The 13,709-nt window shown below is 59.7% G+C and carries 13 protein-coding genes; 5 read left to right on the top strand and 8 right to left on the bottom strand.

The annotated features are described in order from the left end of the window. Positions 1-42 precede the first annotated feature (42 nt). Entirely contained in the window at positions 43-1,476 is a 1,434-nt protein-coding gene (locus TK42_RS02390) for a M48 family metalloprotease (protein WP_032877266.1), read from the top strand. Positions 1,477-1,556: 80 nt separating this feature from the next. On the opposite strand, the gene TK42_RS02385 is transcribed toward TK42_RS02390, so the two are convergent. From TK42_RS02385 to rpoE, 4 genes are all read right to left on the bottom strand, one after another. Next, the gene (locus TK42_RS02385; RefSeq protein ID WP_103733510.1) at positions 1,557-2,993 is read right to left on the bottom strand and encodes a DegQ family serine endoprotease; all 1,437 of its coding nucleotides are present in this window, start codon (positions 2,991-2,993) and stop codon (positions 1,557-1,559) included. Between the two features lie 235 nt (positions 2,994-3,228). Then, positions 3,229-4,188 (bottom strand): MucB/RseB C-terminal domain-containing protein, encoded by a 960-nt coding sequence (locus tag TK42_RS02380; RefSeq protein ID WP_103733509.1) that lies wholly within the window; start codon positions 4,186-4,188, stop codon positions 3,229-3,231. A gap of 16 nt (positions 4,189-4,204) precedes the next feature. Then, positions 4,205-4,792, bottom strand: coding sequence for a sigma-E factor negative regulatory protein (locus TK42_RS02375; RefSeq protein WP_005786011.1), 588 nt, complete (start codon positions 4,790-4,792; stop codon positions 4,205-4,207). 32 nt (positions 4,793-4,824) lie between these two features. After that, positions 4,825-5,406, bottom strand: a complete 582-nt coding sequence (rpoE, locus tag TK42_RS02370; protein ID WP_003172477.1) for an RNA polymerase sigma factor RpoE — start codon at positions 5,404-5,406, stop codon at positions 4,825-4,827. A 461-nt stretch (positions 5,407-5,867) separates the two neighbouring features. Between rpoE and nadB the strand changes: the two genes are divergently transcribed. Beyond that, a complete protein-coding gene (gene nadB, locus TK42_RS02365) occupies positions 5,868-7,484 on the top strand; it encodes an L-aspartate oxidase (RefSeq protein ID WP_078820542.1) in 1,617 nt (538 codons plus the stop codon). Here nadB and TK42_RS02360 read toward each other — a convergent pair. Together TK42_RS02360 and TK42_RS02355 are read right to left on the bottom strand one after the other, a co-directional pair. Continuing rightward, positions 7,453-7,899, bottom strand: a complete 447-nt coding sequence (locus TK42_RS02360; protein WP_032877269.1) for a protein YgfX — start codon at positions 7,897-7,899, stop codon at positions 7,453-7,455. The genes nadB and TK42_RS02360 overlap by 32 nt on opposite strands. Next, positions 7,883-8,137, bottom strand: a complete 255-nt coding sequence (locus TK42_RS02355; RefSeq protein WP_032877270.1) for a succinate dehydrogenase assembly factor 2 — start codon at positions 8,135-8,137, stop codon at positions 7,883-7,885. Before TK42_RS02355 ends, TK42_RS02360 begins: the two co-directional genes overlap by 17 nt. A gap of 139 nt (positions 8,138-8,276) precedes the next feature. On the opposite strand from TK42_RS02355, the gene TK42_RS02350 reads away from it, so the two are divergent. Beyond that, a complete protein-coding gene (locus tag TK42_RS02350; protein WP_032877271.1) occupies positions 8,277-9,218 on the top strand; it encodes a folate-binding protein YgfZ in 942 nt (313 codons plus the stop codon). A gap of 35 nt (positions 9,219-9,253) precedes the next feature. Continuing rightward, a complete protein-coding gene (locus TK42_RS02345; RefSeq protein ID WP_032877272.1) occupies positions 9,254-10,075 on the top strand; it encodes an HDOD domain-containing protein in 822 nt (273 codons plus the stop codon). Here TK42_RS02345 and TK42_RS02340 read toward each other — a convergent pair whose 3' ends face one another. Together TK42_RS02340 and TK42_RS02335 are read right to left on the bottom strand one after the other, a co-directional pair. Then, the gene (locus TK42_RS02340) at positions 10,076-11,461 is read right to left on the bottom strand and encodes a sensor histidine kinase (RefSeq protein ID WP_078820540.1); all 1,386 of its coding nucleotides are present in this window, start codon (positions 11,459-11,461) and stop codon (positions 10,076-10,078) included. It abuts the gene before it with no gap. Further along, entirely contained in the window at positions 11,454-12,125 is a 672-nt protein-coding gene (locus TK42_RS02335; RefSeq protein ID WP_005785982.1) for a response regulator, read from the bottom strand. The genes TK42_RS02340 and TK42_RS02335 overlap by 8 nt, the downstream gene beginning before the upstream one ends. A gap of 247 nt (positions 12,126-12,372) precedes the next feature. Between TK42_RS02335 and TK42_RS02330 the strand changes: the two genes are divergently transcribed. Continuing rightward, positions 12,373-13,665, top strand: coding sequence for an OprD family porin (locus tag TK42_RS02330; RefSeq protein ID WP_032877274.1), 1,293 nt, complete (start codon positions 12,373-12,375; stop codon positions 13,663-13,665). The last annotated feature ends 44 nt before the right edge of the window (positions 13,666-13,709 follow it).

Here is a 13,709-nt window from a genome sequence, read left to right as displayed (position 1 = left end):
AGTGTCCGGCTACAGTAAGCTCTTTGTCGAAAGGCTTTGTGCATGACTTTTTTGCGCCCTACCCTGCTGACGCTGGCCTGCCTGCTGGCCTCCCCGGCCTTCGCTGACGAGCTGCCGTCACTTGGTGACGCCAGTTCTGCCATTGTCTCGCCCCAACAGGAATATCAACTGGGCCGCGCCTGGCTGGCCTATTTGCGCGGTCAGGTGTCGCAGCTTAACGACCCGCAACTCAAGGACTACGTAGAAACCAGCGTGTACAAGCTGGTGGAAACCAGCCAGGTCAACGATCGGCGCCTGGAATTCATCCTGATCAACAGCCCGCAGCTCAACGCCTTTGCGGCACCCGGCGGGATCATTGGGGTGAACGGCGGCTTGTTCCTCAATGCCCAGACCGAAGGTGAATACGCGTCGGTACTGGCCCACGAACTGGCGCACTTGTCCCAGCGTCACTTTGCCAGGGGCGTGGAAGCCCAGTCACGCATGCAACTGCCAATGATGGCGGCGCTGCTTGGCGGCATTATTGCCGCCGCCGCGGGTGCCGGCGATGCGGGTATCGCCGCAATTGCCGGCTCACAAGCGGCTGCGATCCAGGAGCAGCGTCGGTTCTCCCGGCAGAACGAACAAGAGGCAGACCGCATCGGCATCCTCAACCTGGAGAAAGCCGGCTACGACCCGCGGTCGATGCCCACCATGTTCGAACGCCTGATGCGTCAGTACCGCTTCGATGCCAAGCCACCGGAGTTCCTGTTGACGCACCCAGTGACCGAATCGCGTATTGCCGACACCCGCAACCGCGCCGAGCAGGCCAAACTCGGCGGCAAGGAAGACAGCCTGCGCTATCAACTGATTCGCGCACGCGTGCAGTTGAAATACGAAGACACGCCTGGCCTGGCTGCCAAGCGCTTCCAGGCGCAGTTGGACGACAACCCCAAAAACGATGTAGCGCGTTATGGCCTCGCCATTGCGCAGATCAAGGGAGTCCAACTCAAGGAAGCACGGGAAAGCCTGGCACCGCTGCTGGCCAAGGCGCCCAACGACATCACCTACAACCTGGCGCAGATCGAGTTGGACATTACCAACAACCGCATGGCGGATGCCCAGCAACGGACTGACCGTATGCTCACCCAGTACCCCAGCAACTATCCGCTGAACCAGGTGCGGGTAGACCTGCTGCTTAAGCAGAACCGCACCGCCGATGCCGAAAAGGCGCTGGATGGCTTGCTCAAGTCACGCCCCGACGATCCGGACGTGTGGTATCAGGTGGCCGAAACACGCGGCCTGTCCGGCAACATCATCGGCCTGCATCAGGCCCGCGCCGAATACTTCGCACTGGTGGGGGACTTCCAGCAGGCCATCCAGCAACTGGACTTTGCCAAGCGCCGCGCCGGCAGTAATTTCCCACTGTCCTCACGTATCGACGCACGTCAGCGTGAGCTGATCGAACAGGAACGCCTGGTGAAAGGGATGATGAGCTAAACCCGTCACCCACAAAAAAGCCCCGCTGCCGTTAACCGGCAGCGGGGCTTTTTGTTTCTATTGCAATGCAGGCTTGACGATTACTCGGCCAACTTGAAGGTAATGAAGCTGGCACGACCTTGACGCAGTACGCGCATCGACACCGAACGGTTTTTCGGCAACGCCTTGGCGATGTCGGTGAACTCCTTGGTGGTGTTGATCGCCTGATTGTTCAGGTGAGTGATCACGTCGCCCGGCTGCAGGCCGATCAGGGCGGCTGGGCCGTCCTGGACTTCCTTGATCACCACACCGCTTTGCAGGTCAAACGTCTTCTTCTGCTCGGGGGTCAGTTCAACCACGGCGATGCCCAGGCGGTTACTGCTGCGCTCTGCACCCGGCTTGGCATTACCCAGGGCATCCAGCGTCGCGCCTTCTTCCGGGATCGCACCGACGGTCAGCTCCACGTTCTGGCGCTTGCCGTCACGAATCACTTCCAGTTTGGCTTTGCCGCCGGCCTTGAGCGCGCCGACCAGATGAGGCAGGTCCGCCGACATGACGATGGGTTGGCCGTTCATGCTCAGAATCACGTCGCCGACTTTCAGGCCGCCTTTGGCCGCTGGACCATTGTCCTGGATTTGCGCAACCAGAGCACCGGCCGGCTTGTCGAGGCCGAAGGATTCAGCCAGGTCTTTGTTGACTTCCTGGATCACTACGCCCAACCAGCCACGGCTGACTTTGCCACCGCTTTTGAGCTGATTGGAGACGTCCATGGCCACGTCGATCGGGATCGCGAAAGACACGCCCATGAAACCACCGGAACGGGTGTAGATCTGTGAGTTGATGCCTACAACTTCGCCAGCCAGGTTGAACAATGGCCCCCCAGAGTTGCCCGGGTTGATCGGCACGTCGGTCTGGATAAACGGTACGTAGTTTTCATTCGGCAGGCTGCGGCCGATAGCACTGACGATACCCTGGGTGACGGTATGGTCAAAGCCGAACGGCGAACCGATCGCGACGACCCATTGGCCGGCCTTCAAGTCCTGGGATTTGCCCAGCTTGAGAACCGGCAGGTCCTTGCCATCGATTTTAAGCAAGGCTACGTCGGAACGCGGGTCGGTACCGATCAGCTTGGCCTTGAGCTCACTGCGATCAGCCAGGCGCACGAGGATTTCGTCGGCATCGGCAATCACGTGGTTGTTGGTCAGAATATAGCCGTCAGGCGAAATGATGAAGCCGGACCCCAGGGATTGGGCTTCGCGCTGACCACCGCCACCACGAGGGGTGCGCGGTTGCGGCATACCGCGCTCGAAGAACTCGCGCAGCATGGGCGGCAAGCCTTCCAGGTCGGGCATCTGCTGGTTCGAAACTTTGCGATCCGGCAGTTTCTGGGTGGTACTGATATTCACCACCGCCGGTGAGGCTTGCTCTACCAGTTGGGTGAAGTCAGGCAGCTCAACTGCTTGCGCAGGTAAGGCCTGACCCAGTACCAGCACTGTGGCGACTATGGATAGGTAAGACTTCAAACGTGGTATCGACATACAGCTCCCGTTACGACGAGCAGGGTTAAGCGACAGGGTCCAATAAACGCCGAATGCGGCAAACGACATTTTTGTTCCGCGAACAAAACAAGGCCAGAGCCAACAAACCCTGACCTATAAAAAACATGGGAAGTTTTTGCAAGTGAAAATGCTGATCCAGAAATTTCATACGATCGGCCCTCAACCTAACTTGAGCACAGATTGAAAGGTCAGGATGAACATAGAATTAACAATCTCACGGCCTGACAGCGGTATTTTCACCGCGTACCGACAGCGCGATACGCTCAGCAGTGCCGACGGGGATCTCCCCTACTACGGTGACCATCATCTCACCGTCAACCGTATTCAAACGCCGAGAAACCGCCACCGTCGGGCCGATTTGAGCGCGGGTTTCATTCATGTCGGCGCCCTTGGCGGACTCAAGAAATACAGAAAAGCGTGCGAGCCCATCATCATACATCAGGCTATCGACGGTCGATTTCGTTTGGCTGTCTTTGCGCGTGGTGCTGCTGACCTGCTGGAAACCAGGCGGCAGCCAATCCAGATGCCACGCCTGGGAGGCAGGCATGTCAGAGGCTTTGTCGGTGGAAGCAGCAACAGGCTTGCATTCGCTGCCAGGCTGTAAGTCATGCTCGGCAGGAATGACCGAGGTATCCAGGCGCGCATACTGAAAGCGCTCCAGCAACTGCCCCTGATCATTGAGCAGCAGGGATTTGAGCGGCAGAGCCGTCTCACGATCCAAGTGCAATTCAAAGCCGTAGCGGTAGTGATCTCGCGGGCTGATTGACACAATCACAGCATGACGACCGGCCACGCGGGATTTGCCAATGACGGCAAGTTCATAGAATTGAGTGAGTTTTTTTGAATCGAGAGCACGCGAAGGTGCATCAGAAGAAGTAACCAACCCAGCACTCAGAGCGCCACTGACGCAGTGCGTCCGGCCATCCAACCGTACAGTTTCCTGAGGCGAGCCGTCCAGTTGCAGCAACCGCTCACGGACATGACCGTCCTGCACACGGTGCCAGATAGCGTGGGTAGAAAAACTGCCATTACGTTCGTAAACAAACGTACCTTCAAAGCTTTGCTGCTGCTCTGCACGCCCAAGTCGAGTCAGCCAGTCTTGGGCTTCATCGGCATGGGCGGACTGTGCAATCCAACTACTGAGCAAAAGCGCAAGGAGCGGTATGGCGCGCATAGAGCTCCCTAACGGATCAGCGGTTTTCCTGACTGGCTGCGCGAGCGTATGGCAGAGCGCTTTCGGTGCCTTTAGCGGCCGATTCCTGTGCGTGCTGACGCAGGTAGCCTGGTAGACGCTGATCTTGCCAGCCGGATTGCCCTTGAAGCACACCATTGGCCATCGGACCTGTGGTATCAGAGCTTTCCTTGTAGCCTGCCAGTACAGCCGGGCCTTTGACTTGCGGACCTGCCATGACGGGCTGCTGAGTTTGCTGGGCCAGTTCGGCACCGGCAATTTCGTCCTGGTTGTACAGGCGAACACCAGCCAGTACGGCGACGGTCACCGAGGCAGCCACTGCCAGTCGACCCAGGCTACGCCACGGGCCACGAGCAGCTTTGGCCGGAACGGCTTCATCAGCCAGCGCGGCAGAAACGGCCGCAGCAATATCCAGACGAGGGATTAAAAGATCCTTGTGCATCACCGCCCGAGCGACTTGGTAACGAGACCAGGTATCACGGGTTTCGGCATCATCAAATGCGTTAAGCACTCGACGAAGTTCCAGTTCATCCGCTTCGTTATCCATCACTGCGGACAGCGATTCCTGCAGGGCATCACGACTCATGGCGGTTCCTCTCTTGGCTGTCGCCGCTGTCTTTAGTTTTCCTGCAACAATGGTTGCAAGGCTTTGTCGATGGCTTCCCGGGCCCGGAAAATCCGTGACCTTACAGTCCCCACCGGACATTGCATGACGCTCGCAATGTCTTCGTAACTCAGACCATCGAATTCACGTAAAGTTAATGCCGTACGCAAATCTTCTGGCAGTTGCTGAATTGTTCGATGGACGGTGCCTTCGATCTCGTCGCGCAGCAATGCACGCTCCGGCGACTCGAGATCTTTGAGGCCGTGATCACCATCGTAAAATTCAGCATCTTCTGAACTGACATCACTGTCTGGTGGGCGGCGGCCGCGAGACACCAGATAGTTCTTCGCCGTGTTAATGGCGATGCGATATAGCCACGTATAAAACGCACTATCACCGCGGAAATTTCCAAGTGCACGGTACGCCTTGATAAAGGCTTCCTGTGCAACGTCCTGCGCTTCATGGGTGTCGTGCACAAACCGCACGATCAACCCGAGAATTTTGTGCTGGTATTTCAGCACTAGCAGATCAAATGCTCGCTTGTCGCCGCGTTGTACGCGCTCGACCAGCTGCTGATCCTCTTCCTGGGTTAGCATGAACACTCCTCGTTGTACTTGAAGGAGGCTTGCATAACTAAACGATCAGGCTTGCAAACATAGACTCGGGCTTTTCGCAAAAGTTCTCCCCCTTCAAGCAAGTTTCCGGCATGCACTGATTTGGCACACACGAAAAACGCAGCCCGGGCGGGGCCGGCTGCGCGAATAATCTTGTCGCCGGTTTCGTGACGCGTCCAATGCTCCCGACGGGCCAATAAACTCAACGTTTTCCCAGCTTTCGGGCAACCTGCTATTGAGTCGGGGCCCATGCAAAAAGTTCCCGTCCCGCCAACCGGCTGTTTCCCAAAGCTGCGCAGCATAATCTCACAATGCCACGAATGCGTGGCTATTGTGCCGCTCCACCCCTCTATATACTAGTGGCCCGTGTGACCCTTTGATTCGCCGATCCAGGCGTCCTGTTTGCGCCGCTCCTTCGGATCGCTTTTTGCGGAATCCTTCCAATGAGCCAACAGTTTCAACACGATGTGCTGGTGATCGGCAGCGGCGCAGCCGGCTTGAGCCTTGCCCTGACCCTACCCAGCCACCTGCGCATTGCGGTTTTGAGCAAAGGCGACCTGGCCAACGGCTCGACATTCTGGGCCCAGGGCGGTGTCGCGGCGGTACTGGACGACACCGATACGGTGCAATCGCATGTCGAAGACACCCTTAACGCTGGCGGCGGCCTGTGCAATGAAGAGGCCGTGCGCTTCACCGTCGAGCACAGCCGGGAAGCCATCCAATGGCTGATCGACCAAGGTGTGCCCTTCACCCGTGATGAACATGCCGGCAGCGACGACGGCGGCTTTGAGTTCCACCTGACACGCGAAGGCGGCCACAGCCATCGCCGTATCATTCACGCCGCCGACGCCACGGGTGCCGCGATTTTCAAGACCCTGCTCGACCAGGCTCGCCAACGGCCCAACATCCAATTGCTGGAGCAACGCGTCGCCGTCGACCTGATCACCGAAAAACGCCTGGGCCTTGCGGGCGAGCGCTGCCTCGGCGCCTACGTACTCAATCGTACCAGCGGCGAAGTCGATACCTACGGGGCGCGCTTCACTATTCTTGCTTCGGGCGGGGCCGCGAAGGTCTATCTCTATACCAGCAACCCCGACGGTGCTTGTGGCGACGGCATTGCCATGGCCTGGCGATCGGGCTGCCGGGTGGCCAACCTGGAGTTCAATCAGTTCCACCCCACCTGCCTGTACCACCCGCAAGCCAAGAGCTTCCTGATCACCGAAGCCCTGCGCGGCGAAGGTGCGCACTTGAAGCTGCCCAATGGCGAGCGCTTCATGCAGCGCTTCGACCCACGCGCCGAGCTGGCACCGCGCGACATTGTCGCCCGCGCCATCGACCACGAGATGAAGCGTCTGGGTATCGATTGCGTATATCTGGACATCAGCCACAAGCCCGAAGCGTTTATCAAGACCCACTTCCCGACCGTCTATGAACGCTGCCTGACGTTCAATATCGATATCACCAAAGGCCCGATCCCGGTAGTGCCGGCTGCGCACTACACCTGCGGCGGCGTGATGGTTGACCAGCACGGGCGCACCGACGTGCCCGGCCTCTACGCCATCGGTGAAACCAGCTTTACCGGTCTGCACGGCGCCAACCGCATGGCCAGCAATTCGCTGCTCGAGTGCTTCGTGTACGCTCGCTCGGCAGCAGCGGATATCCTTGAACAACTGCCGCGCATCAAGGTTCCAGCCGCCCTGCCCCGCTGGGACGCCAGCCAGGTCACCGATTCGGACGAAGACGTGATCATCGCGCACAACTGGGACGAGTTGCGGCGTTTCATGTGGGACTACGTGGGCATTGTGCGCACCAACAAGCGCCTGCAACGGGCGCAGCACCGGGTACGTTTGCTGTTGGACGAGATCGACGAGTTCTACAGCAACTATAAAGTCAGCCGCGACCTGATCGAATTACGCAACCTGGCGCAAGTGGCCGAGTTGATGATCCGCTCAGCCATGGAGCGCAAGGAAAGCCGGGGCCTGCATTACACCCTCGATTATCCGCAGATGTTGCCCGAAGCCCGCGACACTATTCTGGTGCCAACCACCTACGGCGGCTGAACTTCAGGCGTACCCGCAGGCGCCGATGCACATCGGCGGCCTGCGCGTCCTTGGGCACACAGACCGCGCGTACTCGCCGCTCACCCTGCACGCGATAACGCAACACCACGATCAACGGTAACGCCAGGCTGTCGGGGCGAAGTTGCACGGCGTGCCAGCCGCGCGCAGAGCTCCATAACTGCCAGCCATCTTCGTCGCGGCGCAGGCCACGAATCGACGAACGGTGAGTAAGCAGAACATGGCGCGGTAGCACCCACGCACAGTGTGCCAGGCATAACAGGATGCCGAGGCTCGAATAAGGCAGGTTCAAAACCAGCAGGCTGCCCAGTGCGATCAGCAGGGCAAGCAGATACGCCGCCAGCAACCGCCGCGAGGTCTGCCAGCGGCATTCAAAACGATTACTTGGGCTGGACACGATCCAGGATCATCCGAACCATGCGCTGCAGCTCTGGATCTTCAGATTCAGCACGCTCCATGAACCAGCCGAACATGTCCTGATCTTCACAGGTCAGCAACCTGACGTAGAGGTCGCGGTCCACCTGATCGAGCGTCGCGTACACCTCTTTGGTGAAAGGCACCAGCAATACATCCAGCTCCAGCATGCCACGACGGCTGTGCCAGTAGAGGCGATTGATTTCTACATCTTCGACCATGGAGCCCTCCTCAAATAGAGCGCAAGTATACAGGCCCGGCGACACCGGAACAGTCGGCTTTGGTCGCCCGCGACGAAACTATGCATTTGCCGGACGCCCCTCTATGATGCACCCATGACTTTTTAACCTGCGATGACCCATGGCTGACTCTGCTTTCTTCTGCCCCCTGTCCCACGAAGGCGTTCTCGCCGTCCGCGGTTCTGATGCTGCCAAATTCCTGCAAGGCCAGCTGACCTGCAACCTCAATTACCTGAGTGATACCCAGGCCAGCCTGGGCGCGCGCTGTACGCAAAAAGGCCGGATGCAGTCCAGCTTCCGCATCCTGCTGCAAGGTGACGGCGTACTCCTGGCCATGGCCACGGAGCTGCTCGAACCGCAGTTGGCAGACCTGAAGAAATACGCGGTGTTCTCCAAATCCAAACTTACCGACGAAAGCGCCGCTTGGGTGCGCTTCGGATTGGCGAACGCAGACGCGTCCCTGGCCGCCCTTGGCCTGACGCTACCCGCCGAAACCGACAGCGTGGTGCGCACCGACACCTTGATCGCTATTCGCGTGTCCCCTGGCCGTGCCGAACTCTGGGTGCCCACCGAACAAGCCGACACCGTGCGCAACCAACTGGCCGCACAATTGCCACAGGCTGAGTTGAATGCCTGGCTACTTGGCCAGATTCGCGCGGGTATCGGCCAGGTAATGGCGCAGACCCGCGAACTGTTCATCCCGCAGATGCTCAACCTGCAAGCCGTGGGCGGCGTCAGTTTCAAGAAAGGCTGCTACACCGGCCAGGAAATCGTCGCGCGCATGCAATACCTGGGCAAACTCAAGCGGCGCCTGTATCGACTGAGCCTTGAAGCCACGCAATTACCCGAGCCCGGCACGCCGTTGTTTTCCCCAGACCATAACAGCGCGGTTGGCGAGGTCGTGATCGCGGCAAAAGCTGACCAGTCGATTGAACTTCTCGCTGTGCTGCAAGCCGAAGCTGCCGAGAGTGGCGACGTGCGTACAGGCAGCCTGGAAGGGCCCGGCCTGCAGCTGCTTGATCTGCCTTACCAACTGGACCGTGATCGCGAGATCCAGCGTTAATCGCCATACCTTTTGCAGCACCCTAGAGAGCATGAATGAACAAGCTGGCGGAAAAAGTCCAACAGGCGTTGGTGACGGCCATCGACAACGATGACCTGGTTCTGCCGACATTGCCGGAGGTGGCCCTGAAAATTCGCCAGGCCGCCGAAGACCCTGAGATCAGTATCAGCCACTTGAGCAAGGTGATCAGTCGCGACACCGCCCTGTCGGCGCGCCTGATCAAGGTGGTCAACAGCCCGCTGTTACGGGCGAGCCAGGAAGTCACCGACCTGCACACGGCCATCACGCGGCTGGGCACCAACTACAGCAGCAACCTGGCCATCGGCCTGGTGATGGAGCAGATTTTTCACGCCCGCTCCGAAGTGGTCGCACAGAAAATGCGCGATGTGTGGTGCCGTAGCCTGGAAGTCGCCGGCGTCAGCTATGCCTTGTGTCGCCGGCATAGTCACCTCAAGGCCGACCAGGCGGCCCTCGGCGGGTTGGTGCATCAGATCGGCGTGCTGCCGATCCTCACCTACGCCGAAGACCACTACGAGCTGCTTTCCGACCCGGTCAGCCTCAACCACGTCATCGAAAGTATTCATCCGTTACTGGGCGACAAACTGCTGAGTGGCTGGGACTTCCCCGAAATGCTGGCGAAACTGCCGGGCCAGTACCTGAACCTGGAACGCAACTCTGCCACACTCGACTATGTGGATCTGGTGCAGATCGCCGTGCTCTACTGCCATCACAACACCGATCATCCGCTGGCGAAAGTCGACATTACCAGCGTGCCTGCGATGAAAAAGCTGCGAATTGATCTCTACAGCGAGAAATCGCGCACCGAACTGGATGAAGCACGGTCGATGTTCTACTGATCAACCGGCGATAAAACTCACGCGCACTTTCAACCCAGCCAACTCGCCATCATGCAGGCTGATCTGCGCCAGGTGCGCACGGCAGATCTCCCCGACAATTGCCAGCCCCAAGCCCGACCCCATGCCCTGCTGGCTACGGCGATAAAAGCGCTCGAATACCCGGTCCCGCTCATCCAACGGGATGCCCGGGCCATCATCCTCAACCTCCAGCACCGCCGGCGCGGTCACGCGCAAAATCACATTGCCGCCAGGTGGCGTATGGGCCATAGCGTTGTCCACCAGATTGCTCAGCAGCTCATTCAACAGCGTCGGTTCACCGCGCAACCAGACCGGCTCGTCCGCCTCCAGTGCCAGGGCCACCCCGCGTGCGTGAGCCAGCGGCGCCATGGCCATGCCCAGTTCGCGCGCCAACTGGCTGAGGTCGAGCAACTGCGCGCCTCCTTCAGCAATGGCTCGGGCACCGTTTTCGATACGGGCCAGGGACAACAATTGATTAGCCAGATGGGTCAGGCGGTCGGTGCCCTGGGCAGCGCTTTCCAGGGTGCTGTGCCAGGTGGACGGCTCCTGGGCACGCAAGCCCAGTTCCAGGCGAGCCTTGAGCGCCGCCAAGGGCGTACGCAGTTCGTGGGCTGCATCGGCAATAAACTGGGCCTGGCGCTCGAACTGGCCGCGCAGACGTTCGGTGAAATGGTTGAGGGAGCGCACCAGCGGGCCGAACTCATCCTGAACTTCCACCAATGGCAGCGGCCGCAAATCATCGGGTTGGCGTTCTTCCACCGCTGTACGCAGGCGTTCGAGCGGACGCAGTGCAGCGCTCACCGCAAACCACACCAGCAGCAACGCGCCGATGGCCAGCATCCCCAGGCGCAGCAACGTGTCGGCCATCAAGCTGCGGGCCATGGCAACGCGTGCTTCGTCGGTCTCCGCGACACGAATCTCGGCCATCCCATTCATGTTCGGCTCGGAAACGGCCTTGAGCAGGCTCACCACTCGCACGTGCTGGCCCTGGTACATGGCGTTGTAGAAGCGCGCCAAGGCCGGGTAATCGTCGGTGCGGGGAGTGCCGGGCGGCGGGCCTGGGAGGTTTTCGTAACCGGAAATCAGCTTCTGATGGATATCGTTGACCTGATAATAGATGCGCCCGGCACTGTCGTAGGCGAAAGTGTCGAGGGCCACATACGGCACATTGGCGCTGAGGGTGCCGTCCACCTGGGTCAAGCCTGCGGCAATGGTGCGCGCCGAAGCCAACAGCGTGCGGTCATAGGCCGTGTCGGCGGCTTCGCGCCCGTTCCAGTAGGCGCTCATGCCGCTGGCGAGCATCAACAGCACCAGCAACAGCGCCAGGTTCCACAGCAAGCGCCAGCGCAGACTGCTGGGCTTATGCATCGCGGGCTTCCAGCAAGTAGCCCAGGCCGCGGAACGTCACGATGGCGATGGGCTGGCCGTCGAGCTTCTTGCGCAGGCGGTGCACGTAGATTTCGATGGCATCGGGGCTGGCCTCCTCGTCCAGGCCGAAAACCTGAGAGGCCAATTGCTCTTTGCTCATCACGCGGCCCGGTCGGGCGATCAAGGCTTCGAGTACGGCTTGTTCGCGGGAGGTCAACGTCATCAATTCACCGCCAACCGTGAAGCGTCGTGTGTCCAGGTCGTATACCAGCACCCCGCACGTCTGCTGGCGCTCCCCGCCCAATACACTGCGGCGCAGCAGCGCCTTGACCCGCGCTTCCAGCTCTGTCAGTTCGAACGGCTTGGCGAGGTAGTCGTCGGCGCCCAGGTTCAGGCCGTGCACGCGGTCTTTGACATCACTGCGTGCCGTCAGCATCAGCACCGGCAGGTTTTTCCCTCGGGCCCGCAAGCGCGCCAGCACCTCGAAACCATCCATGCGCGGCAGGCCCACATCGAGGATCGCCGCCGCGTATTCCTCGCTGCCCAAGGCCAGGTCCGCGGCCACACCATCGTGCAGCACGTCGACGGTCAGACCCATGCCCTTGAGCGCTTGCGCAACACTTTCGGCAAGTTGCAGATGGTCTTCAACCAGGAGGACACGCATGGATTTCTACCTCATGAGGAGTGGTCGGCGCGGCGTTTTATTGGCCCGCTGGCCGGCGAGTTTACAGGCGCAACCTGCCCTGTGAAGCCCGAAAACATTGAAAGACAATTGAAAGGTTAGTGAAAGCTTCGCCCTTTAGCATCCAGCTACGGTGGTTTCTGCCCGCCGAGCTGCCTCACCCGTAGCGCCCGAAAAACGCCTCGAAGCGTTTTCGCCAAAAATAAGAACAATAACGGAGTCCATCACGATGCTGTCGACACAGCCCCAGGCTTGCACGCCTGTTCGTTCTTGCCGTCTGAGCCACACCGCTCTCGCCAGTGCTTGCGCCCTCGCCGGCTTTTCGCCGCTAAGCCAGGCTGCCTTCTTCGAAGACAGTACCGCGACCCTGGAAACCCGCAACATGTACTTCAACCGCGACTTTCGCGACGGTACCCGTGCGCAGCAATCCAAACGCGACGAATGGGCCCAGGGTTTCATGCTCAACCTGCAATCGGGCTACACCGACGGCACTGTCGGTTTTGGCGTGGATGCGCTGGGTATGCTCGGCATCAAGCTCGACTCCAGCCCCGACCGCACCGGCACCGGCCTGCTGCCGACCCACGACGACGGCCGTGCCGCCAATGAGTACTCCAAGCTGGGCCTGACCGGCAAAGTGAAAATCTCCGCCACCGAGCTGAAGATCGGCGCGCTGATACCCGAATTGCCAATCCTCAAGCCCAACGACGGTCGCATCCTGCCGCAGACCTTCAACGGTGGCCTGCTGACGTCCAAGGAATTCAAGAACCTTGTGTTCACTGGTGGCCGCCTGGATAAGGCCAAGGACCGCGACGACACCAATTACGAAGATATTGCGCTCAATAACAAGAACAGCCGCTTCCTCAGTGGCGCCACCGGCAAGCACTTCAACTTCGGCGGCGTGGACTACAAGTTCGCCGACAAAATCACCGGCAGCTATCACTTCGCCCAACTCGATGACGTGTACCGCCAGCATTTCCTCGGCCTGGTCGCCGCGCGCCCGATGGGCCCCGGCACGTTTGCCGCCGACCTGCGCATGGCCATCAGTGACGACACCGGTAGCGCCCGCGGCGGCAATATCGACAACACATCCCTCAACGGCCTGTTCAGCTATGCCCTCAATGGCCATAAGCTCAGCGCCGGCTACCAGCACATGTCCGGCGACAGCGCCTTTCCGTATGTGGATGGCAGCGACCCGTACCTGGTCAACTTCGTACAGATCAACGACTTTGCCGGCGCCGAAGAACGCTCCTGGCAGGCACGCTACGACTACGACTTCGCCAAGCTGGGGATTCCAGGCCTGAGTTTCATGAGCCGTTACCTGTCGGGCGACAACATCAAGCTCAAGAACGGCCAAACGGGCAAAGAGTGGGAGCGCAACAGCGAGATCAAGTACGTGGTGCAAAGCGGCACGTTCAAGGATGTGGCCGTGCGCCTGCGTAACGCGACCTATCGCTCCAACTATTCAGCCCGTGATGCGGATGAAATGCGTTTGCTGGTCAGCTATAGCATTGCCCTTTGGTAAATGTGCGTTGGTACTAAAACCTTATAACAACAACGATGGAGATA

Source organism: Pseudomonas sp. GZJR-8, from assembly GCF_002916705.1.
Taxonomy (GTDB): Bacteria; Pseudomonadota; Gammaproteobacteria; order Pseudomonadales; family Pseudomonadaceae; genus Aquipseudomonas; species Aquipseudomonas synxantha_A.
This window is presented reverse-complemented; position numbering and strand designations above follow the sequence as displayed.

What these genes read in the sequence shown, in the direction of transcription:
- TK42_RS02340 (WP_078820540.1), bottom strand. Translation starts at nt 11,461, where the DNA reads ATGCATAAGCCCAGCAGTCTGCGCTGGCGCTTGCTGTGGAACCTGGCG.
- TK42_RS02355 (WP_032877270.1), bottom strand. Translation starts at nt 8,137, where the DNA reads ATGGTCGAAGATGTAGAAATCAATCGCCTCTACTGGCACAGCCGTCGT.
- TK42_RS02350 (WP_032877271.1), top strand. Translation starts at nt 8,277, where the DNA reads ATGGCTGACTCTGCTTTCTTCTGCCCCCTGTCCCACGAAGGCGTTCTC.
- TK42_RS02330 (WP_032877274.1), top strand. Translation starts at nt 12,373, where the DNA reads ATGCTGTCGACACAGCCCCAGGCTTGCACGCCTGTTCGTTCTTGCCGT.
- TK42_RS02380 (WP_103733509.1), bottom strand. Translation starts at nt 4,188, where the DNA reads ATGCGCGCCATACCGCTCCTTGCGCTTTTGCTCAGTAGTTGGATTGCA.
- nadB (WP_078820542.1), top strand. Translation starts at nt 5,868, where the DNA reads ATGAGCCAACAGTTTCAACACGATGTGCTGGTGATCGGCAGCGGCGCA.
- rpoE (WP_003172477.1), bottom strand. Translation starts at nt 5,406, where the DNA reads ATGCTAACCCAGGAAGAGGATCAGCAGCTGGTCGAGCGCGTACAACGC.
- TK42_RS02375 (WP_005786011.1), bottom strand. Translation starts at nt 4,792, where the DNA reads ATGAGTCGTGATGCCCTGCAGGAATCGCTGTCCGCAGTGATGGATAAC.
- TK42_RS02390 (WP_032877266.1), top strand. Translation starts at nt 43, where the DNA reads ATGACTTTTTTGCGCCCTACCCTGCTGACGCTGGCCTGCCTGCTGGCC.
- TK42_RS02335 (WP_005785982.1), bottom strand. Translation starts at nt 12,125, where the DNA reads ATGCGTGTCCTCCTGGTTGAAGACCATCTGCAACTTGCCGAAAGTGTT.
- TK42_RS02345 (WP_032877272.1), top strand. Translation starts at nt 9,254, where the DNA reads ATGAACAAGCTGGCGGAAAAAGTCCAACAGGCGTTGGTGACGGCCATC.
- TK42_RS02385 (WP_103733510.1), bottom strand. Translation starts at nt 2,993, where the DNA reads ATGTCGATACCACGTTTGAAGTCTTACCTATCCATAGTCGCCACAGTG.